Annotated in this window: 13 protein-coding genes; 8 read left to right on the top strand and 5 right to left on the bottom strand. The window is 73.7% G+C overall.

Going from position 1 to position 24,383, the window contains the following annotated elements; genetic code table 11:
• Positions 1–46 precede the first annotated feature (46 nt).
• A complete protein-coding gene (locus BCD49_RS33555) occupies positions 47–4,255 on the bottom strand; it encodes a CHAT domain-containing protein (RefSeq protein ID WP_083401860.1) in 4,209 nt (1,402 codons plus the stop codon).
• A 187-nt stretch (positions 4,256–4,442) separates the two neighbouring features.
• On the opposite strand from BCD49_RS33555, the gene BCD49_RS45990 reads away from it, so the two are divergent.
• Both BCD49_RS45990 and BCD49_RS33545 read left to right on the top strand, forming a co-directional pair.
• Positions 4,443–8,615, top strand: a complete 4,173-nt coding sequence (locus BCD49_RS45990; RefSeq protein ID WP_274535052.1) for a CHAT domain-containing protein — start codon at positions 4,443–4,445, stop codon at positions 8,613–8,615.
• A gap of 25 nt (positions 8,616–8,640) precedes the next feature.
• The gene (locus BCD49_RS33545) at positions 8,641–9,042 is read left to right on the top strand and encodes a hypothetical protein (protein ID WP_007515286.1); all 402 of its coding nucleotides are present in this window, start codon (positions 8,641–8,643) and stop codon (positions 9,040–9,042) included.
• A gap of 108 nt (positions 9,043–9,150) precedes the next feature.
• Here the strand turns inward: BCD49_RS33545 and htpG are convergent, their stop codons facing one another.
• Complete coding sequence (htpG, locus tag BCD49_RS33540; RefSeq protein WP_071042294.1) at positions 9,151–11,112, bottom strand: molecular chaperone HtpG; 1,962 nt, start codon at positions 11,110–11,112, stop codon at positions 9,151–9,153.
• Between the two features lie 280 nt (positions 11,113–11,392).
• Here htpG and nhaA point away from each other — a divergent pair, with 280 nt between their 5' ends.
• The gene (gene nhaA, locus BCD49_RS33535; protein WP_007515284.1) at positions 11,393–12,784 is read left to right on the top strand and encodes a Na+/H+ antiporter NhaA; all 1,392 of its coding nucleotides are present in this window, start codon (positions 11,393–11,395) and stop codon (positions 12,782–12,784) included.
• Positions 12,785–12,830: 46 nt separating this feature from the next.
• On the opposite strand, the gene BCD49_RS33530 is transcribed toward nhaA, so the two are convergent.
• Positions 12,831–13,658: a DsbA family protein gene (locus tag BCD49_RS33530; protein ID WP_007515283.1), complete on the bottom strand. Its 828-nt coding sequence runs from the start codon at positions 13,656–13,658 to the stop codon at positions 12,831–12,833.
• A 180-nt stretch (positions 13,659–13,838) separates the two neighbouring features.
• Complete coding sequence (locus BCD49_RS33525; protein WP_007515282.1) at positions 13,839–16,880, bottom strand: effector-associated domain EAD1-containing protein; 3,042 nt, start codon at positions 16,878–16,880, stop codon at positions 13,839–13,841.
• Between the two features lie 142 nt (positions 16,881–17,022).
• Between BCD49_RS33525 and BCD49_RS33520 the strand changes: the two genes are divergently transcribed.
• Together BCD49_RS33520 and BCD49_RS43300 are read left to right on the top strand one after the other, a co-directional pair.
• Positions 17,023–18,507 (top strand): PP2C family protein-serine/threonine phosphatase, encoded by a 1,485-nt coding sequence (locus tag BCD49_RS33520; RefSeq protein WP_007515281.1) that lies wholly within the window; start codon positions 17,023–17,025, stop codon positions 18,505–18,507.
• Positions 18,508–19,241: 734 nt separating this feature from the next.
• Positions 19,242–19,424 carry a hypothetical protein gene (locus tag BCD49_RS43300; RefSeq protein ID WP_035931136.1) on the top strand — a complete coding sequence of 61 codons (183 nt, stop codon included), beginning with the start codon at positions 19,242–19,244 and terminating at the stop codon, positions 19,422–19,424.
• 129 nt (positions 19,425–19,553) lie between these two features.
• Here the strand turns inward: BCD49_RS43300 and BCD49_RS33510 are convergent, their stop codons facing one another.
• Positions 19,554–20,573, bottom strand: a complete 1,020-nt coding sequence (locus tag BCD49_RS33510) for a hypothetical protein (protein WP_007515279.1) — start codon at positions 20,571–20,573, stop codon at positions 19,554–19,556.
• 344 nt (positions 20,574–20,917) lie between these two features.
• Between BCD49_RS33510 and BCD49_RS33505 the strand changes: the two genes are divergently transcribed.
• From BCD49_RS33505 to BCD49_RS33495, 3 genes are all read left to right on the top strand, one after another.
• Entirely contained in the window at positions 20,918–21,913 is a 996-nt protein-coding gene (locus BCD49_RS33505; RefSeq protein WP_007515278.1) for a hypothetical protein, read from the top strand.
• Positions 21,910–23,151, top strand: coding sequence for a hypothetical protein (locus BCD49_RS33500; RefSeq protein ID WP_071042293.1), 1,242 nt, complete (start codon positions 21,910–21,912; stop codon positions 23,149–23,151). The genes BCD49_RS33505 and BCD49_RS33500 overlap by 4 nt, the downstream gene beginning before the upstream one ends.
• Before the next feature lie 175 nt (positions 23,152–23,326).
• Positions 23,327–24,322, top strand: coding sequence for an acyl-CoA thioesterase (locus BCD49_RS33495; protein ID WP_007515276.1), 996 nt, complete (start codon positions 23,327–23,329; stop codon positions 24,320–24,322).
• The last annotated feature ends 61 nt before the right edge of the window (positions 24,323–24,383 follow it).

The raw sequence follows: 24,383 nt of genomic DNA, 5'->3' as shown, positions 1-24,383 counted from the left end.
CCCGCGGCTGGCGGGGGTGGAATCGCCCGGGGCGGGACTGGTGGCTCTAGGGTGCGGGGACTTGGTCATCTCCTTGGGGGCCGGGCGCGGCTATGCGGGCCAGGATCTCGGTGAGAATCGCGGTGTCGATCTGGTCGAGGGCGGCGGCGAGGGCCTCGCGGACGCGGTCGCCGGCCAGGACCCGCCGCAGCGCCGCCGCCAGGTGCGCCCAGTCATCGGTTTGGGCGAGCTGGTCGAGGTGCTCGTCGAGTTCGGCGGGAATGGGCCGGTCCGTGGTCACGGCGGTGGCAACGGCGGCGATTACCGGTTCCCATTCCACGAGGTACCGGTGGAGATCCGGGCCCGGCTCTGGCTCGGTGGCCAGGGCGCGGGCCGTGGTGATCAGGTTGTGGAGGGCCTGGTCGGCGGTGGGGCGGTCGGTGGTGAGCGTGTCGACGAGGTCGGCCCAGTGGACGCCGTCGACCTGTTCGACGACCGCGGCGACCGCGGCGACCGTGTCGGGCGGGGTCATGTCCGGATAGCGGGCTAGGGCGGCGCCCAGCGTCCGCATGGTGTTGGTCTGCGAGGTGCTGGTGATGCCGGTGAGGTGGTACAGCAGCGCGGCGGCGAGCCGGTGAGCTACCACCTCGGACCCGCTGCCGGCGGTGCGGGTCAGGTAGTTGGCGAGGTTGTGGTGGGAGGCGGCGACGACGTCCGGGTCGGGCCGGCTGTACTTGAGTCGTAGCGCGGTGTGTTCGAGGCGGACCGCCTCGTCGGGCCGGCCGCGCGCGGCGGCGAGGTCGGCGCGGGCGCCGAACGTCTGGCCGAGGATCGCGAGGTCACCGGCGTCGGTGAAGATCCGCTGACAGTCAGCCAACAGCACGTCAGCCTCGTCGTACCGACCCAGGCGCAGCAGCGGGCTGTAGTCCGCGAACCGGCAGGTMGCGGCGATCTCGTACTCACTCGCACCCCGAGCCCGCATGCTCGCCGCCATCCGCGCAGACAGATCCAGCCCCTGCTCCCAACTGCCCAGATCCAGGGCCGCGCTCGCGGCGATATGCAGAACCACCTCACGGACACCCCACGGCTGGGCCGTGTCGTCCTGGCCGGGCCGGTCGGGCAGGACGTCGAGCCGGCCCAGCAACACCTCCGCGCCGGCCAACGCCCAGGCCGCGTCCCCCAGACTCAGCCGCAGCTGCAACACCCGGCCCTCATCGCCGGCCTGGGTCCACGGGCCCAACCCACCCGCCTCCGTGTACGCCACCTTCGCTTCGGCGACCGCCAGCGCCTCCCGCAACCGGCCCCGATCCCGCAACAGATCCGCCAGATCGCCGCTGGCCGCGGCCGCGACCCGATGATCCCCAGCCGCGACCGCCGCCGCCAACGCACCCCGCAACACCCCCTCCGCCCGCACCGGATCCACCCGCTCCAGCACCCGCCCATACAGCCCCTGGTCCTTCGGCGCACCAGTCGCCTCGGCGATCTGCGCCAGCAACGGCAACACCCGCCCCACCACCCCAGGACCACCCCCAGACCGCCGAAACGCCTGCTCCAGCAGGGCCGCCGCCAAATTCAGCTCACCCAGCCGCAGCAGGTACGGCGCCGCCGCCACCCCCSCCCGCACCACCAACCACCCCCGCTCACCACCCCCACCCTCACCAAGACCGACAGCAACCCCCTGGCGCCAGAACGCCGCCAACTCCACATCCACCGCGCCACGCACCTCCACCGGTGTCACAGCCCGCACCGCCTCCGCCACCCCCGGATGCACCCCAGCCCCCACCGACGAACCGTCCTCCGAGTCATCCGACAGCCCGCCCACGCCACGATCCACCGCCACCAACGCGCCGGCCTCCAACTCAGGCAGCACGCCAGCCAGCGCGGGCGCCTCACCTGGGCGGCCCAGCCGCGACCACACATCCGCCCAGTTCGCCTCGACGATCCCCAGCTCCCGGTCGTCGTCCTCCAGACCGCACACCAGCTCCATCAGCAGCCGGGCCGAGGCGGACAGACCGGCAACCGTCACGTCCACCCAGCTCGCTAGGGCCGTAAGGAAGCCGTCCGGGCCCAGGGCGCTCTCGCCCTCGTCGAAGAAGGCGGCCAGCGGCCGGGCACCCGTGGCCGCCGCGGTCTCGGCCAATCTGACCCTGGTCGCGAGGACGTCACGGCCCGCCCTGGCTGCCGCGTCAGCCAGCTCCAGGAGCTTCGGGTGGCCCTGGACGACGCGCAGGGCGCGCTGGACCAGGTCCCGGTCGGCCCGGGCGCCGGCGGCGCGCGCCTCGCCGTGGTCGCGGGCGGCGCCGGGCTCGTGGTCGTCGGCGTGCAGCAGGGCGCGCAGGCCGGGCAGCTCCCGGGCGAGCACGGCGGCCTCGGCGAGGGAGAGCGCGTGGATCGGCTCGACCAGCACGCCGGCCGCCGCCCAGGTCCGCGCGCCGTTCCCACCGGGCCCGCCGGCCGGCGCGGGAACCGGGACGGTCCGGCTGGTCAGGAGCAGGCGGGACTGACCGCCGGGCGGCGCGAGGGCGGCGAGCAGCCGGGGCCAGCGCGGGTCCCGCCAGGTGCCACCGTCGCCGAGCAGGCTTTCGAGGTTGTCGACGACGACGAGCACACCGGTCTGGGCGAGGGCCGCCGCGAGCCTCGGCAGGAAGGCCTCGAACCGGTCCGCGGCGACGACCTCGTTGGCGACCGGCAGGCCGAGCTGGAGGCTGAGTGCCACYGCGAAGTCCGGCAGCCCGCGCAGATGGTCGTCCGGCTGCTGCGGCGCGCTCCACCAGACGACCCGCTCGAACGCGTCGGCCTGCCGGTATGCCAGCTCCAGGGCGCAGGCGGTCTTGCCGGCGCCGGCCATGCCGTGCAGGAGGACGCCGACCCGGTCGCTGCCGGCGGCGAGTGCCGCGAAGGCACGGGTCAGCACCCCGCCGCGGCCGACGAAACGGGGCGGCTCCGCGGGCAGATCCTTGGTCTTCGCCGAGGTGGCGGCGAGCTCGACCGGGCCGGTCGGGGCGCTCAGCCTCAGGCCGGCGGCGGAGCCGAGGAGGACCGGGGTCACCAGCGAGGCAGGCGGGGCGGTCAGGGTGGGGGCCGGACCGGCGGCGTCGGCAATGGCGCGCGCGGTGGCCACGTCGACGGCGGTGCCGGCGCGCAGCAGCAGGTCGTAGAACCGGTCCGCGAGCCGGATCGCGAACTCGTCGCCCACCGGGTAGCGCATCGCGAGCACCGCGCAGCCGAGCGCAGCCATCAGCGCACGCGCGAGTCCCGCGCCTGCCAGGGTGGTCGAACCGGCGGCGGCCCTGCTCAGGTCGTCAGGCAGCGGCGTCACGGCGGTTCGCGCCTGCTCGGGCCGCCCGAGCAGTGCTGCCCGCTCCGCCCGCGCCGCCTGTTCGGCCTGTTCGAGCTGTTCGGCCTGTTCGGGCAGGCCGAGCCAGCGCAGTGTCTGGGCGGCGGTCGCGGCGGCGGACTGGCAGGCGGAGAGCACAGCGAGCTTCACCCGGTGGCGGGACGGGCGGAGCATGTCGATCAGGTCGGCGGTGCTGACCGGGTCGGGGCGGCCGTCGGCGGTCTCCAGGAAGACCGTGTCGACGGTGCCATGGCAGGACAGGTGCAGCAGGTCCCAGCCGGCGCCCTCCTCGACCGTCTCGGTGAGCAACGCGCGGGTGGCGCCGTACTGGAGGATCCGCAGCTCGATCTTCCGGCCCTGCCGGCCGGTCAGCTCCTGGATCGCCCCGGTCAGCGCATGTCGCTCCCGCCGCAGCGCAAGGGTGCCCGTACCGTCGGGCTGGGAGAACACCGCGAGGATCCGCAGCGTGTCCCCCACCGGGTCCTTCCGCGGCGCCCGGCCGGGCCGTCCGGCGACCGACGGGGCCGCGATCTCGTAGCAGAACGTCGCGCCGTGCCGGACGAGTGGCTGCCCGTCGACGGAGGCCAGCTCCCAGGGCCAGTCCGGCAGGAAGCTCAGCTCTTCAGGCACCTCGACGCTGACGGTGACCGGCACCGCCGCCGCGATCTCCTCGCAGATGTCGGAGCCCAGCAGCTCCTCAGCCGCCCAGGCGCCGAGAAGGCCAGTGATCGCCTGCTCGGAACGGACGCGGTCGTCGGGGTCGGCGTTGACGTCCAGGTAGTGGAACAGCTCGGCGAACGCCCTGGTCTGCCAACGGCCGTGGTCGACCGTGACCTGGTGCTCGGCGAGCGGCGCCCCCGAGCCCGGTTCGAGCAGCAGCCAGCGCCAGCCGTTCGGACCCGTCACGTCCACCGGCCGCAAGATCAGTCGTACCGCCACGGCGACTCCCCGTAGATCCCGCGCGTGTGCTGACTCCAACGAGTAGATCCATCACATAGTGGCGCACCGGGCGCTCTCCGCTGGCATTCGACGCGACGCGCCCGGCCTGGTGCGGACAGCGACGAAACGGGCCACTCGTTCGTTACAGTCGGCGAAAGCGAAAGATCGACGGAACGGGGTGCCGTCGGTGGTGAATGACGGGCTGGTCCTGCAAGCGGTCGACGTCGACGGGCCGCTGCGCTGGCGATGGCTGCTGCTCGACGGGGCGACCGACAGGCCGGTCGCCGACCACCAGGTCGAGCTGAACCCGAAGGACTGGCGCTTCCAGGCGTTCGCGCAGCTCGACCGCTACCTGCGCGCGAACGCCGCGCCCGACCGGCGGCTGACCGCCGAGACGGCGATCGTCGACGAGGTCGGGGCGTGGGCGGCCGAGCACGCGCTCGGCGAGCGGGTCAGCCAGATCATCTTCAACCGCGCGCCGGTGACCGTCACGGTGGCGGTCCCCGAGACGCTGCGTTTCCTGCCCGACTGGCCGTGGGAGATCACGCACGCCGCTGGCCGGTCGTTGGCGCGGCACCATGCCACGTTCGACTACGTCCTCGGTGACGGCGGAGGCGCGGCGGCCGGCGGTGGCACTAAGAGGCCGGTCGGGGCGACGCTGCGAGTCCTCGCCGTGTTCTCCCAACCGTCCGGCACCAGCCCACTGGCGCTGCGGCGGGAGCGGCGGGCACTCGTCGACCTGGTCCGCAGGCTCATCGGCAGCGGCGGCTACCACCTCCAGCTGCGGGTCCTGCAGTACGGCGTCACCCGCGACAGGCTGCGCGAGACGGTCGAGGAGGAGGACGGCTGGGACCTGCTGCACCTGTCCTGCCACGGCACCGTCGACACGCTGGTCCTGGAGTCGGACGACGGCCAGCCCGACGCGATCTCGACTACCGACCTGATCGACATGCTCCGCCCGTCCCGCCACCGGGTGAAGCTCGCCGTCCTGTCCGCCTGCCAGTCCGCCGCCRCCGACGCCGCCCAGGTCCTGCGCTGGCTCGGCCTGGACGACCAGGCCGACCACCTCGACCAGCGCGCCACCGCCGAAGCCGCCGACGCTGCCAAGGTCGTCCAGGTTGACGCCCAGGCCACCAACGGCGACGGCGCCACGGGCCCGGACCGGGCTGGCGCGACCGTGCCCGGCGGCGCCGCAGGGCTGGGGCGGGGCCTGGTCGAGGCCCTCGGGTGCGCGGTGCTGGCGATGCGCTACCCCGTCGGCGACGAGTTCGCCATCCGCCTTACCGACCGGCTCTACGACCTGCTCCTCGACAAGGGCAGGACCCTGGACACGGCCACCGGCCTCGCCGTCGCCCAGGCCGCCGGCCCGGCGCCGACCGCCGCGATCCCGCCGGCCTGCCTGGTGACCCCGGTGCTGCTCGGCCCGGCCGCCGACCTGCGGCTGCGCGCGCCGGCCGGTGCCGTCGACCTCGGATCTGTGCCCACGAAGATCGCGTACCTGCCGCCCGAGCCGGAGCGGTTCGTCGGCCGCGTCGCCACCATGACCCGCGCCTCCGCCGCCCTCGCTCCCCGCGGCCGCCAGGCCGGGGTGCTCTTCCACGGCATGGCCGGCGCCGGCAAGACCGCCTGCGCACTCGAGCTCGCCCACCAGCACGCCGACCACGTCGCCGGGATCGTCTACTGGTCAGCCCCCGACCAGCCCGACAACCACCTCCAGGGCATCCCCCTGTTCGCCACCGCCCTGGAAACCCAGCTCGGCCTGCCGATCGCCGACAAGGCCGTCACCGCCGAACGGCTCACCGCCTACCTGCCCACCCTGGCCGAGACCTGCGCCCGCACCAGCATCCTGTTCGTCCTCGACAACCTCGAGACCCTGCTCGGCGACGACGGCCGCTGGCGCGACCCCCGCTGGCCGGCACTCCTCGGCGCGCTGACCGGCCGCCGCGGCCTGTCCCGGGTCGTGCTGACCAGCCGGATCCGCCCCGCCGGCCTCGACCCGACGATCCACGTCGAGCAGGTCCACGCGCTGCCGCTCGCCGAGGCCGCCCTGCTCGCCCGGGAGCTGCCCGGCCTGCGCGCCCTGCTGCACGCCGACGACCACGAGCCGGGCGCGCTCCGCGCCGACCGCGGCCCCGGCCCAGGCCGGCGTGCCGAGACGCCGAGCGCCGACCGGGTCGCCGAGGACCGTGCCCTGCTGACCCGGACCCTCAACGTCGTCCAGGGCCATCCCAAACTCCTGGAGCTCGCCGACGCGGCGGCGAACGAAGGCCGCGCCGTGCTCGCGGGCCGGGTGGCCGCGGCCGAGGAGGCTGCCAGCACCGGCGGCCGCGGCCTCGCGGCCTTCTTCACCGACGGGGAAAGCGCGCTGGATCCGGGCGGCTTCCTGGCCGCACTCGCCGACTGGGTGGACCTGTCGCTGGCCGCCCTCTCACCACCGGCCCTGCTGCTGGTGGAGCTGGTGTGTGGTCTGGAAGACGACGACCGGGAGCTGGGAATCATCGAGGCGAACTGGGCGGATGTGTGGTCGCGGCTGGGCCGCTCAGGGGAGGCGCCCGGGCTGGCTGGTGTGGTGGCCGAGTTGGAGGCCGGCGCGTTGGTGGCGGTGGATCGTGGGCTGGGCGTGTTGTCGGATGGGTCGGATGGCGGCTCGTCTGTGGGGGTCGGGGTGCATCCGGGGGTGGCGGAGGCGGTGCGGGTTCTGACGCCGCCGGAGGTGCGTCGTGCGGTGGATGTGGAGCTGGCGGCGTTCTGGCACCAGCTGGTTGCTGTCGGTCTTGGTGAGGGTGGGGGTGGTGAGCGCGGGTGGTTGGTGGTGCGGGCGGGGGTGGCGGCGGCGCCGTACCTGCTGCGGTTGGGCGAGCTGAACCTGGCGGCGAGCCTGCTGGAGGAGGCGTTTCGGCGGTCTGGGGGTGGTCCTGGGGTGGTGGGGCGGGTGTTGCCGTTGCTGGCGCAGGTGGCCGAGACGACTGGCGCGCCGAAGGACCGGGGGCTGTATGGGCGGGTGCTGGGGCAGGTGGATCCGGTACGGGCGGAGGGGGTGTTGCGGGGTGCGTTGGCGGCGGCGGTCGCAGCTGGGGATCATCGGGTCGCCTCCGCGGCCAGTGGCGATCTGGTGGGTCTGTTGCGGCAGCGAGGCCGGTTGCGGGAGGCGCTGGCGGTTGCCGAAGCGCAGGTGGCGTACACAGCGGCGGGTGGGTTGGGCCCGTGGACCCAGGCCGACGACGAGGGCCAGGTGTTGCAGCTGCAGCTGAGGCTGGGGGACGCGGCCGGGGCGTTGGCTGACGCGGAGGCGTTGCTGGCCCGGCTCGACGCCCTGCCCGACCAGGCCGGCCCGGACGACACGGTCGAGCCGTGGAGTGTCCGTGAGATGGTCCTGCAGATCGCTGCGGTCGCAGCCCTGGCTCTGGGCCGTTGGGAGCAGCAGCTGGACCTGTCGGCGCGGATGGCCGCGAGCATGCGGACCCGGGGTGCGAGTGAGTATGAGGTTGCCGAGACCTGCCGGTTCGGAGACTACGGCCCGCTGCTGCGCCTGGGCCGGTACGACGAGGCCGACGTGCTGCTGGCCGACTGCCAGCGGATCTTCACCGACGCCGGTGACCTCGCGAACCTCGGTAGGACATTCTTCGCCCGTGCCGACCTCGCCGCCGAGCGTGGCCGGCCCGACGAGGCGGTCCGCCTCGGACACATCGCGCTACGCCTCGAATACAGCCGGCCCGACCCGGTTGACGTCGCCACCTCCCACCACAACCTCGCCAACTACCTCACCGACACCGCCGGCAGCGGGTCCGACGTCGTGGCCCACCGGCTCGCCGCCGCGCTCCTCTACCACCTCACCGGCATTGACGACCTCGACGACGGCACGATGCGGATGCTCGCCACTGACCTCGTCCGCCACCCCGACACCACTCCACCCGACACCGTCACCACGATCGCCGCCGTCGTCGAACAGGTCGACGGCGTCCACTGGGCCGACCTCGTCGACACCCTCACCACCGACCGCCCCACCGCCGACCAGGCCCTCCACAACCTGATCACCACGGCCCGCGCCCTGGCCACCGAGCCAGAGCCGGGCCCGGATCTCCACCGGCACCTCGCGGAATGGGAACCGGTCATCGCCGCCATCGCGGAGCTTGCCGCCGGCGGGCTGCCCACGTCGACCGAGGTCGACGGCCTGCTCGACGAGCTCGACGGAAGCGACGACTGGGCCAACCTCTCGACCACGCTGCGCCGCGTCCTCGCTGGCGAGCGAAACCCCGGCGCCCTGCTTACCGGCCTGGACGCCGTCGACACGGCTATCGCCACGACCGTCCTCGACCGGATCGCCACGCCCGTCACCCCGGGTCACCCGGCCAGTACGTGACCTGTTCCTGGCCGCCGACGCACCCGTGCTGCTCTTTCTGCACAAGCAGGTGTGGGCGGTGCTGGACGAGCCGATCGACCACCAGCTCGACCTCGCGCCCGCCGACCGGGAGCGGCTGCTGGCGTTGTTCGAGGGCGTCGAGYTGCGCGCCGTCGGCTCCGGCCACCTGCACGCCTACCGCCACCACCGGCGCGGCGAGATCGTCGAGATCTGGTCCCCGTCGACGGCCTTCGCCGCGGTCGACGACCACGTCATGCTTGGCGGCCTGAGCGAGATCGGCTACGTCGAATACCTCGTCGAGAACGGCACGGTCGAGGCCAACTACCGCTCCATCCCCGGTCTCATCCGCGCCACCGGCAGGAACATCCCCCAGGTCGACGAAGCCCTCACCGCCGCCCTGGCCGCCGCGGAGGTCCCCGCCGCCTAGAACTCGAGCCGGCTCGCCAGCCTCCCGCGGTCGCCGCCATCCGCGTCTGGCCCGTGTCGGCACGGACCAGACGCGGATGTGCGGCCGGCGGGCGGGAGCCGAGCCGGGTCAGAGCGCGCTGGCCAGGCGGTCGGCGAGGAGGCGGGTGAAGCGGGCCGGATCGCGCAGTTCTCCGCCCTCGGCGAGCAGCGCCAGGCCGTATAGCAGGTCCGCCGTCTCGGCGAGCGCGTCGGAGTCCGGGTCCTGCTCGTGTGCCTTGCGCAGCCCCACGACCAGCGGATGGGTCGGATTGAGCTCCAGAATGCGCCGAGGGTGCGGCACGTTCTGCCCCATGGCGCGGTACATCTTCTCCAGGGCCGGGGTCATGTCGAACGTGTCGCCCACGAGGCAGGCCGGCGAGGTGGTGAGACGGGTGGACAGGCGGGCCTCCTTCACGTCGTCCTGGAGTTTGTCCCCCAGCCAGGCCAGCAGGGCGGCGAAGTCCTTGCGCCGCTGTTCCCGCTCAGGCTCGCCGCTCTCCTTCTCGTCGTCGGTGTCGAGGTCGACCTGACCCTTGGCGATCGACTTCAGCGGCCTGCCGTCGTACTGCGCCACCCGCTCGACCCAGATCTCGTCGATCGGGTCGGTCAGGATCAGGACCTCGTAGCCCCTGGCCTGGAACGCCTCCATGTGCGGCGAGTTCTCGATCATCGCCCGCGAGTCGCCGGTCAGGTAGTAGATCTCGTTCTGCCCGTCCTTCATCCGCTCGACGTACTCGCGCAGGGTCGTCGCCTGCTCGGCGTCACGCGTCGAGTCCACCGAGACGATGTCGAGGATCGCCTCCTGGTTGTCGATGTCCTCGACGAGGCCCTCCTTGACCGCGGCGCCGAACTCCTTCCAGAAGGTGCGGTAGCGTTCCGCGTCGTTCTCCTGGAGGGCCCTGACCGAGGCGAGCACCTTCTTGACCAGCCGGCGGCGCACGAGCTGGATCCGGCGGTCCTGCTGGAGGATCTCCCGGGAGATGTTGAGCGACAGGTCGTGCGCGTCGACGACGCCCCTGACGAAGCGCAGGTAGTTCGGCAGCAGCTCCGCGCAGTCGTCCATGATGAAGACGCGCTTCACGTACAGCTGGACACCCCRCCTGGCGTCCCGGGTGAACAGGTCGAACGGCGCGCGCGACGGGAGGAACAACAGCGCCTCGTACTCGAAGGTCCCCTCGCCCTTCATGTGGATGACCTCGAGCGGGTCGGTCCAGTCATGGCTGAGGTGCCGGTAGAACTCGGTGTACTCGGCCTTGTCGACCTCGCTCTGTGGCCGGGCCCAGAGCGCCTTCATCGAGTTGAGCGGCCGGTCGTCGGCCTTCTCACCGGCCTCGCCGGCCTCGCTGCTCTCGCCCGGCTCGTCGCCTTCCGCGCTCCCGCCGCCCTCGCCGGGCCTGGATACCAGCCGGATGGGCCAGGCGATGAAGTCGGAGTAGCGCTTGACGATCTCCCGGATCTTCGCCTCGTCGGTGTAGTCGAAGAGGCGGTCCTCACTGTCCTCGGGCTTCAGGTGAACCGTGACCGCGGTGCCCCGCGGCGCGTCGTCCACCGCCTCGATGACATAGGTGCCCTCGCCGTCCGACTCCCATCGGGTGCCGCCGTCCTCGCCGACCCGCCCGGTGAGGAGGGTGACCTTGTCGGCGACCATGAAGGTGGAGTAGAAGCCGACGCCGAACTGCCCGATGAGATCGGACGACGCCGCGGCGTCGCTCGACTCCCGCAGTCTGCGCAGCAGCTCGGCCGTCCCGGACTTGGCGATGGTGCCGATGAGCCCGACGACCTCGTCGCGGGACATCCCGATGCCGTTGTCGCGCACGGTCAGCGTGCGCTTCTCCCGGTCGGCCTCGATCTCGATGCGCAGATCGGCGCCGTCGACCTGCGGGCCGCCATCGACCAGCGACGCGATACGCAGCTTGTCCAGGGCATCGGACGCGTTGGAGATCAGTTCCCGCAGAAATATGTCCTTGTTCGAATAGATCGAATGGACCATGAGCTGCAGAAGCTGACGCGCCTCCGCCTGAAACTCCAGTGTCTCGACCCGGCTGCTCACGGGGCTTCCTCCAAACGGATACGAGCAGTCTGTGGAACGGTTGCCGAACCGGTTCCATGTGCGACGGAACGGGCAGCGTAGATCATATCGTCGTCGACGAGGGTGACCGTCATCGCTGGAGCCGGGCCGGGAACGGGACGTCGATACGCTTGCGGCGGGGCTAGCCGGTTTCGGCCGGGCGGTGGGGTGTTTCGTCGGGTGGGAGGGCAGTGATCCTCGGGCAAGTGATCCTCGGGCAGCGGTGGGCGCGGATCGGCTCTGGGCGAAGGGGCGGTGGGCGGTGACGGCTCCGCCGCGGCCGGGGCCGGCGTTGCGGGTGAGCATTCCGGGGCCGGCGCCGGCGGTGCGGGAGTTCCTCGCGACCGAGGCGGGCAGCGCGGTGCTGCTGCTCGGCACGACCGTCCTCGCCCTGCTCTGGGCCAACTCGCCCTGGTCGTCGAGCTACGAGCACTTCTGGGAGACGTCGACGACGCTGGCGTTCGGCGAGGCCTCGCTGCGTCTCACCGTGCACGACTGGGTGAACGACGGCGCGATGGCGATCTTCTTCATGGTCGTCGGCCTGGAGATCAGCCGGGAGGCGACGACCGGGGAGCTACGCGACCGGCGGTCGGTGGCGGTGCCGGCGCTGGGGGCGGTCGGCGGGCTCGTCACCCCGGTGCTGGTCTACTGGCTGTTCAACCGGTCCGGCGCCGGCGGTGCCGGCTGGGGCATCGCGATGTCGACGGACACCGCGTTCGTCCTCGGGATCCTCGCGCTGTTCGGGCCGCGCTGCCCCGACCGGCTGCGCCTGTTCATGCTGACGCTGGCGGTCGTCGACGACATCGGCGCGATCACCGTCGTCGCCGTCTTCTACTCCGATCATGTCAACGCCATGGCGCTGATCCTGGCGGCCGCCGCGGTGGCCGCGATCCTCGCGCTGCGCTGGATGGGGGTCTGGCAGCTCTCGCCCTACCTGATCGCCGCGGCGCTGCTGTGGCTCGCGGTGCACGCCTCCGGGGTGCACGCGACGCTGGCCGGCGTGCTGATCGGCCTGTTGGTGCCGGCGTTCCCACCCCGGCGGGAGCAGATCGACAACGTGCCGGTGTTCGTACGGGCGCTCCAGGAGGACTCGACGGCGTCGCGGTCCGCGCTGGCGGTGTCGGCGGCGCGGGCGGCGGTCGCGCCGAACGAGCGGCTGCAGAACCTCCTGCACCCGGTCAGCGCGTTCGTCGTCGTCCCGCTGTTCGGGCTGGCGAACGCGGGGGTGCACCTGAACGGCGAGACGCTGCGGACGGCGGCCAGCTCGCCGGTGACGCACGGCGTCGTGGTGGCGCTGCTGATCGGCAATGCCGTCGGCATCACCCTGGCCGCGACCTGCGCGGTCCGCACCGGGCTCGGCGTCCTGCCCGGCCAGGTCCGCTACGGGCACGTGCTGGGTGCGTCGGTCCTCGCCGGGATCGGCTTCACGATCTCGCTGTTCATCACCCAGCTCGCGTTCGACGACGAGGCGCTGCGCGACCAGGCGAAGATCGGCATCCTGGTCGGCTCACTCATCGCCGCGACCCTCGGCAGCATCCTGCTGCGCTTCCTCGGCGAGCGGATGCCGCTGTGCTCCCCGGACAGCGAGGGCCTCCCGCCACCGCTCCCGCCCCGGCCCTGGCGCCCCCCGGCGGTCCCCGCCCGCTGGAGCTGACGCCTCTGGAAGGTCCGATGCCCCGGCGGCAGGCCTGGCGCGTCGGTCAGCGGCGTGCGGCCCAGGGCGCCCACCAGCGGGCGCGGCCAGCGGCCGGCGCCACCGGGCCCGCGGGATCCCCCGGGCCCGCCAGGTCGCCGTCGTCCGCGAACAGCGCCCCGGCGGATCCGGCGAGCACGGGCACCGGCGTCGGCACGGGGGCCGGCTCCGCCACCAGGGCGGACGTGGCGGCCACGCGGACCGCACGGCGCAGCGCCGACAGTTCGGGGCGGCCGCGGAACATCTGGCCGTTGATGAACAGCGTCGGGGTGCCGCGCACGCCCTCGGCGATGCCCCGCTCGTAGTCCACCTCGACGGCGTCGCCGTAGGGCTGGGCCGCGTCGCCGACGACGAGGTCGGGGTCGAGGCCGAGACGCTCGGCGCGGATCCGCAGGTCGACGTCCTTGAGCCGGTCCTGGTGGGCGAACAGCAGGTCGTGCATCTGCCAGAACTTGCCATGCGCGTATGCCGCCTCGGCGGCGAGCGCCGCCGTCAGCGCGTACGGATGGATCTCGAACACCGGGAAGTGCCGGAACTCGTGCCGTACCAGCGCCCCGTCCTGCTCCACCAGCTCGTGCAGCACCGGCGCCGCCTGCGCGCAGTACGGGCACTGGAAGTCCCCGTACTCGACCAGCACCACCGGCGCGGCCACATCCCCACGCGACGGCCGCTCGTCGAGCCGAGCCGGCGCCGCCAGTGCCGCCGGCGGTGCCGGTACCGCTGGTACCGCCGACGCGACCAGGCCGCCGGTCCGCTCCACCGAGCCTGCCGGCGCGATCAGGCTGGAGATCGCGCGGTCGCCGCTGGGCGCGCCGCCGTTCGGAGATCCGGGCACCGAGCACCGCGCCGCCGCGGCGTCATCCTCAGCGCTCCTGGCATCCTCAGCGCTCCTGGTGCCTGCGCGGGCGGCCAAGGAGTCGTCCAACCGGTCAGCCGACACGCGTTCCATGCCTGAAGTATCGCGTCAGCGCCCCGAACTAATCCCGCTCCCGCGAGACAACCGGCAGTCGCCTGGTCAGCCTTCGACCAGGCCGTGGCGGCGGGCGACGGCCCGCAGCGACTCGAGGTGGGGATAGTCGCGCAGGACCTCGACGACCAACCTGCGCCCCGGCTTCGCGATGCGGCCGGCCCGGAGATCGGTGTAGATCGCCCACCAGACGAGGTTCGGCCGCTCGCCGCCGAAGGGGTTCAACGTCCCACGCCGAAGCCCGAGCCGCCCGTACAGCAGCGGCGCCGCCGCCAGTTCCGACCCGTAGTTCGCGGCCAGCGCCTCGATGAGCACGCGCTCCTCGTCGGGCGTCAGCGAGATCTCCGGGCCGTCCTCCGCGCCAGCCGCAGGCGGGGCCTGCCGCGCCGAGGCATCCGTCACGCCTGCTCCTTCCGATTTCATCTCGGGCTCCGATACCAGTGCCGCGGGCCTCGGCGCCGGAGCCACCGTGCCCGGCGTCGCAGGCGCCACTGAGAGCACCTGCTCGGTGGGGTCGGTGGGGTCGGTGGCCTCGGCGTCCAGGCCGCCGGGCCCGGGGGCCGTCGGGCCCGGCGGCCGGGCGGGAAGGGCTGGCGGGCTACCGGGCATGCTGAGCCAGGCCGTTCCGTCGTACTTGGGGTTGGCCACCACGACCTGCCGGAACGCGTCCGGGTCCAGGTCGAGGTACTTCTGGCGGATCACCGTCTCGAAGAACGTCTCCGAAACGATCAACGCCAGGTCCGCGGCGGGGTCGTCGTGAAGCGCCTGGCGGACCGGGGACGCGTCGACGAGTCTGGTCGCGACGACCACCGCGCTGCCCGCCCACACCGCCCGGTCCAGGATGACATCGCCTCGGTGCAGCGCCAGCCGCAGCCGGATCCGCCCCTGCGCGTTTCTCGTCGCGTTGTGCCGACGCAGGCCGATCCACAGCTCCCGCACGAACCGGGACGCGACGAGTGCCGCCGGCACCATCGGCGACACGGCGCCGAGAAAACCGTCGCCCCGCGACTGCCGTGGGAATTCGTCGGGCTCGATCCCGGCCCGGCCGATCGCATCGTCGACGACCTCCTCCAGCGCTCGGACCAGGTCGAGCTGAGCCTGGTCGTCGCGTTCGCTGTAGCCGACCACGTCGACCTGCACGACGGTCCTGGGCAGGGGCAGAGGCAGGGGCGGCGGCCGCCGCCCGGACGCCGGCGCGGAGGGCCATCGCCCGGGCGGGCCACTCGCTCCAGGCGGGCGGCCGCTGTCAGGTGGGGCCGGCGTGCCGGGCGCCGGCATACCGGCCCCGGCCGGCGACGTCCCCGGGACGGGCCCGTCGGGCGCCGGCGCGTCCAGGTGCTCGACGACCACACGGCCGTCGACGATGTCGGGGAGCAGGTCGGCGGGAACACGCTCACCGCACAGCACCAGCCGTGACGGGCCCCGGTGGCCGACGGCGGCGTGCAGGACATCCCTCAGGAAGCCGTCACGGAACGTGGCGTTCTGCGTGAGCAGCTCGTCGAGGGTGACGACCAGGAGAATCGCCGACCGGCCGAGGATGGCGGTGAACCTCGGCCCCTGCCTGGCCACGGCCTGGTGACCACGCGCCGCCTCGTACAGGCCCAGCTGGAACGGCTCGGCCTGGGTGTCGAGGGCCTGGGCCAGCCCGACGCGTAGTTCGCTCAGGGCGGCCGGCTGTCCATGCCGCGAACTGGCGGAGTCGGCCGCCGAGTACCAGCAGAACGCACGGAACCAGCCCTCGGCCTCGCGCGCGAGTTCGACCGCCCAGCCGGCCGGATCCGCACCAGGAGGTCCGACGAGCACCAGTCCGACCGGTGGCACCCCGTTCGGCCGCGCACCGCCCACGAGCCGCGCGGGGGCCAGCAGCCGTGCCGCCCGGTTGAGGACTCCGGCGGGCACGGGGCCAGCGGGTCGATCACCAGCCCACGCTGGGAAGCCCTCCATCCTCACCGATGCCGGCCCGGTGGCCGGCCCAGGGTCTTCCGGCAGCCGGAAGGCCAGCGTGGAACTGGACTCGCCGAACAGCGCGAAGGCGGCTCCGCCGCGCCGGCCGGCGGCGCCCGCACGAGCACCAGAACCAGCGATGTCAGGCGCCGCCAGGTCCGCGGCCTCGGTCGCGCCCCGTACCGCCGCTGTGAGTGCCTGGCCCCTGCCGAGCAGCCGTTCGTAGAAGTTCGTCGTGAACGCGGCGGCGGCCTCCCCGTCGACGTCGTCGCCAAGCGGCGCGAGCACGGCGCAGCCCAGCCTATCGGCCACCCGCAGGGCGACCGCGATCCCCGCGGGCAGCGAGGCCGGCAGGGCCCATCCGTCCACCGCTGACGCCGCCGTCACGGGCCCGGACGGCGCGAGCACCAGCAGCTTCAGCCGGCGGCGGAACGGCCGGAGCAGGGGAACGAGGTCCACGCCCGGCACGAAGGCGTCGCCGTCCGCCTCGCCGGCCCCGGCGGCCGCGAACCGGCCGGCCACGTGCACGATGTCCCAGCCGTCCTGGTCCTCCACGGCGGCGCGGATCCAGGATGTCTGTGCCCCATAGTGCAGGACCCGCAGCTCGAGCGCCCTGTTCGACCGGGCTACGAGGTCGTTCACCAGGGCGCGCAGCGCGTCGCGTGCCGTGCGCTGCGACGTCCCGTCGTCCCAGTCTGGCTGGCCGAACACGGCCAGGATGCGTACTGGTGCCGTGACCGGCCCGGTGGAGTCCCCTGGCCGGCGCACGCGCGCCCGCGTCCGGCCCGAGCCGGACGCGGCCCAGCTGTCGCCGCCGGCCTCGTCCCCCGGCTCGATGATCCGGACGAAGGTCACGCCCTCCTTCGCGAGCGTTGCGCCCCCGGCGGGGATCTCCTCCAGCGGCAGCGCGAGCAGGTCGGCGGCGACCGGCGGCACCCGGACCTCGACGGTCACCGGGGGGACCAGCTCGCCGAGCAGCCGCGCGAGGTGGTCCAGGCCGGCGTCCGGCCCGGCACCGGGGTCTCCCGCCACATGACCGTCGGCGCCGAACAGCCTCCAGGCCCACCCGCGCGCGGAATCCGGCGCCGTCTCGTCCAGGCGCGCCCGCAACACCAGCGGCCCGTCGCCGCTCCCGTGACCCGGCATGCGCTCCCCCACCCACGACCAGTGCCAGCACGATATCCACCCCTGTGCGCGGCCTGTCACAGCCGGCGGCCAACGGTCGCGGTTTTCTCCGGTCGGGCCGGGTACCCCGGCAGTCGGTGGAACCGACTCAACCGGGGTGGGCATGGGACGAGCAGCGACCAAGAACGCCCATAAGGCTGGCCACGGTGCCCTGAGCGCGGACCTGGACCGGCCCGCGTCGACGCCGCGGGAGACAGCAGGGCCGCGGGACACAGCGAAGCCAGGGGACACAGCGAAGCCTCGGGACACGGCGAAGAAGGCGCGCGGGGCGAAGCACGACAGCAAGGGCGCCGGCAAGATCGGCAAGAAGACCGGCAAACGGGCGGCTGCCAAGGCGGCGACCGCCACGGCCCCGGTCGGGTCCGGCCCGGCGACCACTCCCGGCGACCCGGCCAGACCCGGCGCGATGGGCGGAGCCGGCACGATGAGCGGTGCCTCCGGCGCCGTGGTGGACGCGATCATTGCGGCGGCGCTGGGCGAGGCGGTGGCGGAGTCACTCACCGACACCCTCACCGAGTCGATCAACGAGTCGTTCACCGAGATGATGGCGGGCGGGCTGGCCACCGCTCTGGAGCAGGCGCTCACCCAGACCGTCTCCGCGGCGGTGGCCCACGAGCTCCCCGGCGCGCTGGCGGCCGTGGTCACCGCCGACGCCGCCGCCCGCGCCCACCCCCACCCCCCAGCCAGCCTGGACATGGCGGAGTCGGCTCCGGCCGGGCCTCGCGGCGTCGGCATGGTCGACATGTCGGCCGGGTCTTCGACACCGTCCGGCGTCGACACGCACCCGGTAGCGCTGGCCGCGGCGCGGTCGGTGTGGGAGTCGCTGCCGCCCAGGCGGCTCCCGGTCCTGCCCGGCCTGGACGTGACCGCGCGGCGGGCGGCGGCGAGCGATCCCGAACGCGTCGGGGGCGACTGGTACGACATCACGGCGCTCTCGGCGGACACCGCCGTCCTCGACCTCGGTGACGTGGGCGGGCACGGCCCCGGCGCCGCGGCGCTGATGGCGGAGCTGTGCCACGCGACCCGCGCCTACGCCCTGCTCGACCTGCCGCCGTCCGAGATCACCACCCGGCTGGCGGACGTGCTGTTCGCGGGTGGCCACCAAGCGATCGCCTCGGCCGTGACGGCCCGGTTCGACATCCCGACCGGCCACCTGACCTGGTGCAACGCTGGCCACCCGCCGCCGGTGCTCGTCGGCTCCGACGGGGCGGTGTCGTTCCTCGGCGACGTGCACGGCCCGCTGCTCGGGGCCGCGCCGGGAGCCGGTCCCGGGGTAAGCGCCGGCGGGGACGTCGACGGGCGGGCCGGAACCGAGTACGCGCAGAGCACCATCACGATGCCGGTCGGCGCGACCGTCCTGTTCTACTCGGCCGGTCTGGTCGACGGGTCGGGCACACCGCTCGCCGAGCGCCTCGACGCGCTCGCGGCCGCCGTCTCCAGCGCCTTCGCCGGCGTCCCGCCACTCGCGGCCGCCTGTGACGCGCTGCTCGCCGAGTTGTCCGGCGGCCGTCCGTCCCAGGGCCAGGAGCCCTCGGCGGAGTCCCGGCGAGACGCCGACGCCTGCCTCCTGGCCGCCCGGCTCTGCTGACCAAGAGCGGTCAGACGCGGTTGCGACACAGACCAGACGCCGCGCAGACGCGACCTCCGGGCACTGACCCAAACGGTCGCTGACCTGCGCGCGCCGACTTCCGCGCACGGACTTCCACGCGTCCGGCCCTTCGCGCTCCGGCCGCCCGCCGGCCAGGGCCGGCGACACCGGACGAATCTGCCCGCTCCCCGTATTTCGACCATTTCCGCGGCAGACGGGACTGGTCTACTGGCGTCGCCGGAGACGGCAGCGATGACGCCAACCGATCGGGGGATGCGATGGAACCGAGCAACCGATAGAGCCGCCCGCCGCCCGCCGCCCGCTGCGACGGGCGGGCACGGCGGCTCGCCAGTCCGGCTCACCCAGGACCCACAAGGTGCCGATGTGGCCGACATTTGTCCAGTCGAGACGAATCGCCCTCAACCGGGCGATCCGCTGAGGCAAGTTGTCCAGCTCCTGTCTCACACATCTCGACATCTTGGGCACATTCTGGTCACCACGACCAGCCAGCTGGTTGCCCCGGCCGCGGCGTCGCCGTCGCTGCCGGGGTTTCCGGATCCCCGCCCGGCAGGTCCGCCGGTGGGGCGAGGTCCATATCGACGGATCTTCTGAGAACGCGCCGCGGCCACAGGGCGGTCGACGCCTGGTACGGGGAGGCGTCGGCCGCGGGCGGTGGCTCGCGGCGCGGCTGGCCGGCGGAACCGCCGGCCAAGCACACAAACACGGGACAGGAGATGGGCAGCAGCATGCGCGGGTCAGGGAAGACCGCCGAGACCGCCAGCACCACTACCAGGACCATCAGCACCGACGCCACCGGCGGTGGCGCCGGGTGGGCCCGCTGCGACGGCACCGGCGGCGAGAACGAGGAGCCGAGGAGCATGAGCCAGACCGGCGGGGGCCAGGTACGGACCGCCTGACGCCGGCCCAGCGACACGGCCCGCGCGGGATGACACGTCGGCGTCGCCGGTCACCGCGCGGGTCGGCCGGCGAGCTCGCCCGTGCTCACTGATCCACGGCGGGACCGGGGCACGCGCGCGGGACGGCGTTCAGGTCCAGCGCAGGCCGTAGCACAGGCCGAGCGCGAGGGGGCCGAAGCGGGCCGACGCCTCCCCCGCTCCGTCCAGTGGCACGCCCGTGAGGTCGATGGCGGGGTCCTCGACCGCGCGCAGCGGCAGACCGTCCAGCCGCTGCACCTCGGGATCGGCGCCGTCCGGGAACCGCACCCGCAGGTCCAGCGCGTCGCAGCGGATCGTCGGGACCATGGCGTAGCGCGGCGCCATCGGCTGACCCTCCGGCAGCCGCCACACACACCCGAACTCGTGCCGCTCCTCGGCGCCCAGCGGATGCGGCAGCCGCAGCACCGGGGAGAAGAGGGTGTCGCCCCGCCGGTCGAGCCGGACGATCCGGCCACCGAACATCACGTCCACCTCGAGCCCGCGCGGGCTGGCCGGCGCGCCCGGCGGGCGGGGCAGGCTCATCGACACCGCCACCTCCGCGAGCCCGTCCCGCACCGCGACGATCCGCCTCGACTCCAGCAGCTCGGGCGTCGGCGTGTCGAGCCGCATCAACGCTCGCACCCGCTCCACGTACCAACCGGTCGTCCCGACAGCCGGGTCCGGGCCCGCTCCCGGACCGCGCGGCGCCCGCTCGTCGCGTCCCTGCCCGACGCCGTTCGGGCCAGCACCGTTCGGGCCAGCACCCGTGATGATCATCTCGGCGAGCAGCCGGAAGGCCTCCTGGCCACGGCGGCGCAGGGTACGCGGATCCCGGTCGAACTCGACGGCGAGCCAGTTGAGCCGCTCGGTCAACAGCCGGTGGCCGGCTCGCGGGTCCACGCCGAGGGCGACGCTGGCGACCAGGCACAGATCCTCGGGCAGCGCCTCCAGCCACTCGCCGAGCCACTCCACCAGCCGGGACCGCGACGGGCCGCCGGGCAGGTCGCCGAGCGCGGCGTAGTGGCGCAGCAACGGCCCGGTCCTGGCGTCGAGGTTCGCGGCCCGCAGGCCACGGCCGCGAGCGAGCGTCCGCAACTCGTCGTGCAGGGCCGCGAGGTCAGTGCCGTTCATGGTTCGTCTCCGACGGACGCACGGTCGGGCCCGCGACGTGGGCGAGGCCCGCGCGGACCACGGAAGGCTGGCCACCGATGGCCCATTGGCGCGCGTCCGCCGACGTCTCCGCCCACCATTGGCCGGGTTTCATTATGCTGACTTTCCACCTGACATTGGGCACGCACGGCGGGCGGGCGGCGCGGCTGCCGTCATCGCCCGACCGTCCGTCGAGGTTTGCCATATAGATGCATTATCGGGGCGCGGTGGACATTACGCGCCCGGTTGGGCCAACGATCGCGGCCGCATTGTTCGCACGCTGACCAGTGACATGAGGCCATGGTGGGACTGACGGGGGAACCATCGTGCGACTGACAGCGGAACTCGAGGACACCGCGGTGGCGCGGTGGTATCGGGCCGCGCGTTTCCGGCCCGATACCGCGCGGCGGGAGACCGGCGGGACACTCCAACGGTTGAACTGGCACACGAGGACCAGGTACTACGAGACGCTGGTCCAGTTCCTCGACGCCAGCGACGGGTCGATCAACGGCCTCGCGCGCGACGCCCTGGCCGCCGCGGCCGGGCAGCGCCGGCCGTCGACCCTCTACTACCTCGTAAGCCCGAAAAGCCCGGGGTCGCTCGCGGGCACGCTGCGCACGGCGTCGTCCTCACGGCTGTACGAACGGCGCCACGGGGAGCGTGTGCTCGACCTGCTGGTCACGGAGACGAAGGTGTGGAGCTACTGGCCCCACCGCGAGGGCTGGCTGGAGGCACTCGACGACCTGGCCGTCGTCGACCGCTGGCTCGCCGCGGCGAGCCTCGTCCGGGTCGTGGCGGACTGGGCGGTGGGCTCGCCACCGCTGGCGGGCGCGGCCGGGTTCACCCCACCGCTGGCCGCCGTCGAGGATCTGCTCACGCTCGCCGACCCTGGCCCCGGCCGCGCCCGTGCCGACGGCGCGGGCGGGGACGCGCGGCTCGCCGAGGTCACCGGCCTGCTGACGACCGTGGCCCGCACCGCGCTCGGCGCGAGCGGAGTGGGGCCGGCCTTCGTGCTCGGCGCGGTGCACCGTCGCCTCGCGACGCTGGTCACCCGGCCGCCGGCCCAGTCCGAGAAGATCACCACCGACATCGTCGACCTGCTGACCCAGCTGGAGCACCTGCTGCCGGGGCTGTCCACCGAGGAGCGGCGCCGGATGGCCGACGAGCTCTCCCCCCGGCTGCGCGCGGTCCTCGACCAGCTGACGCGGCCAGGACCGGCCGCGTCGCCAGATCCGGCGAGCCCTGACGGCACCCCGCCAGGGCCCCTGGATGAGGATGGACGCGATGATCCGGGCGAGCGRACCGGCGGGGAGGAGCGATGACGCTGTCGTCCTCGCCGCCGGCTGGTGGGCCGGAGCGCGCCGACGAGCTGGAGCGCCGACTACGCGGCCGAGYCCAGACGGTGCTGACGTACACGGACGCGACCGCCGACCCGCGCCCGCTCGTCGGGCTGCACGAGGAGGTCCGCGCCGCGCTCGGACCCACCGGCCCACTCGCGCTGCTGCTCGAGTACAACGTCGAGGAGCTGCGCAGCCGCACCCGCTCGGTGGCCGAGTCCGCGCGGGTCTGGGCGGAGCTGCACGCCCGCGCCGAGGCAACGCTCGACCGGCACGACACCACGCTGATGAGCATCAAGGCGCTGTATGCCCGGTATGCACGGTTGTCCGGCGGCCCGGCGGACCTGGACGCGGCGGCGCAGAACTACGAGGTCGAATGGCGGCGGCGGCTCGCGATCCTGGGCGCGAAGGCGGACCGCACCAGCACGGCGCACGCCAACCTCGCCATAGCGCTGCGTGACCGAGGTGGGCGTGACGACCTGCGGCGCGCCTGCGAGATCGCGCGCGAGGAGGTGCAGGTCCGCCACGCCGTCTGGGGAGCGGACCACTCGTTCACCTGGATCGCGCAGGTGATCCTCGCCCAGACGCTCCTCACGGTCGCCGAGCGGGCCGACCCCACCGAGCCCGACCCTGACGACTCCATCACTGGCGATTCCTCCCCTGGCGACTCCGGCACCGTCGACTCCCCCACCCCACCGGGGCCTGGTCCCGGGCCGGTCGACGCGGACTCCTGGAAGTCCGRGCACGACCGCTATCCCCCGGTGCTCGGCGACGACCTGGCGCGGCCGCGCGACGAACTCATCGCCGAGGGGCGCGCGGTGGCCGCGGCCGTGCTGGCGGCCCGCCGGGAGCGGTTCGGCGCGACGTCGGACGCGACGCTGCGCACCCAGCTGGTGTACGCGCACGCGCTGTTGCTCGCCGGCGAGCCGTCCCAGGCGGCCTCGGAGATCCGCTATGTGCTGGCGACCAACCGCCGCGTCGGCGCGAACCTCGACCCCGGCTGGCCCGAACTGCTGCTGGCGAGGGCACTGCTCGCCGCCGTCCTGAGCGAGGAGGGCGACGACCTCGACGGCACCCTGCGCGACGACGCCCTGCGCCAGGCCAGGGCCGCCGTCGAGGCGCGGCGGGGCCGCTACCCGGCGGGCGCCCACCGGGTAGCCGAGGCCGAGCGCTTCGAGCGCGAGGCCAGACGGCTCGCGGCCCAGCAGACGGCGGACGAGTAGGCCACCGGACGGGCGGAGCGCGACCGGCCCGGTCCGGCGAGAACCGGACAGGCCTGGTCGGCTATGGCGATGACCATAGGCCGGCGCGGCGGCCGGGCGGGTAACGTCGGGGAGCGGTCCACGGATCACGGCCGCGACGTCGGCGGCCAGGTGGATCTACAGCGCGGAGGTCGATGTGAGCACGGCGGCGGACGGGGCCGGCTCCTTCCTTGACCTGCTGACGCTCGAGCAGCCCGAGCCGGACCTGTTCCGCGGGCTCAGCCACGAGGGCGCGCCGCTGCGGGCGTTCGGCGGGCAGGTCGCCGCGCACGCGCTGGTGGCGGCGACGGCGACCGTCGACCCGGACCGGCCGGTGCACTCGCTGCACAGCTACTTCATCCGCGGCGGCGACACCACCCGCCCGATCGACTACCACGTCGAGCGGATCCGCGACGGGAAGTCGTTCACCACCCGGAGGATCACCGCGGTCCAGCACGACGAGGCCATCTTCGTCCTGTCCGCGTCGTTCCACCGCCATGAGGACAGCCCGGTCGACCACCAGCGCCCGGCGCCACACGTCCCGCCGCCCGCGGACGGCCACCCGCTGTTCGACGGCCGGGCGCCAAGCGCCCCCGAACAGGCGGAGGCCCACGCCCCGCGGGACGACGCCGCTCCGCGGGACGACGCCGGCCCGCGGGTCGGCAGCAAGAAGTGGGCCGACGAGCGGCGCGGCGCCTGGGCCCGGCGCGGCTTCGAGGTGTGGGCCGTCTCGCCGGTGGCCCCGCCCGCGGCGACTGGCGGCGAGGGCGAGCCGGCCGGTGCGCCCTCCGGCGGTTCACAGCCCGCTCCCGCCCGGATGCGCGCCTGGCTGCGGGTGACCGAGAAGCTGCCGGACGACCAGCACACGCACGCCTGCGCGCTGGTCTACATGTCGGACCTGACGCTGTCGCACTCGATCCGCGGCCCGGAAGGCGGCGTGGGCCAGGGCATGCAGCTGACCTCGCTCGACCACGCGGTCTGGTTCCACCGCCCGTTCCGGGCCGACGAGTGGCTGCTGTTCGACCAGGAGAGCCCGACCGCGTCGGGCGCCAGGGGCCTGGCCATCGGCGAGTTCTTCGACGCGGCCGGCACCCTCGTCGCCACCGTCGTCCAGGAGGCCCTGGTCCGCCCCGCCCGCCGCCCCGTTGGCTGACGGCCCGGGCACCCACGGAACAGACACCCACAGAACAGAACAGCCCCGGCACGCGATGCGT

Origin of the sequence: Pseudofrankia sp. EUN1h (assembly GCF_001854645.1) — a bacterium.
Taxonomy (GTDB): domain Bacteria; phylum Actinomycetota; class Actinomycetes; order Frankiales; family Frankiaceae; genus Pseudofrankia; species Pseudofrankia saprophytica.
This window is presented reverse-complemented; position numbering and strand designations above follow the sequence as displayed.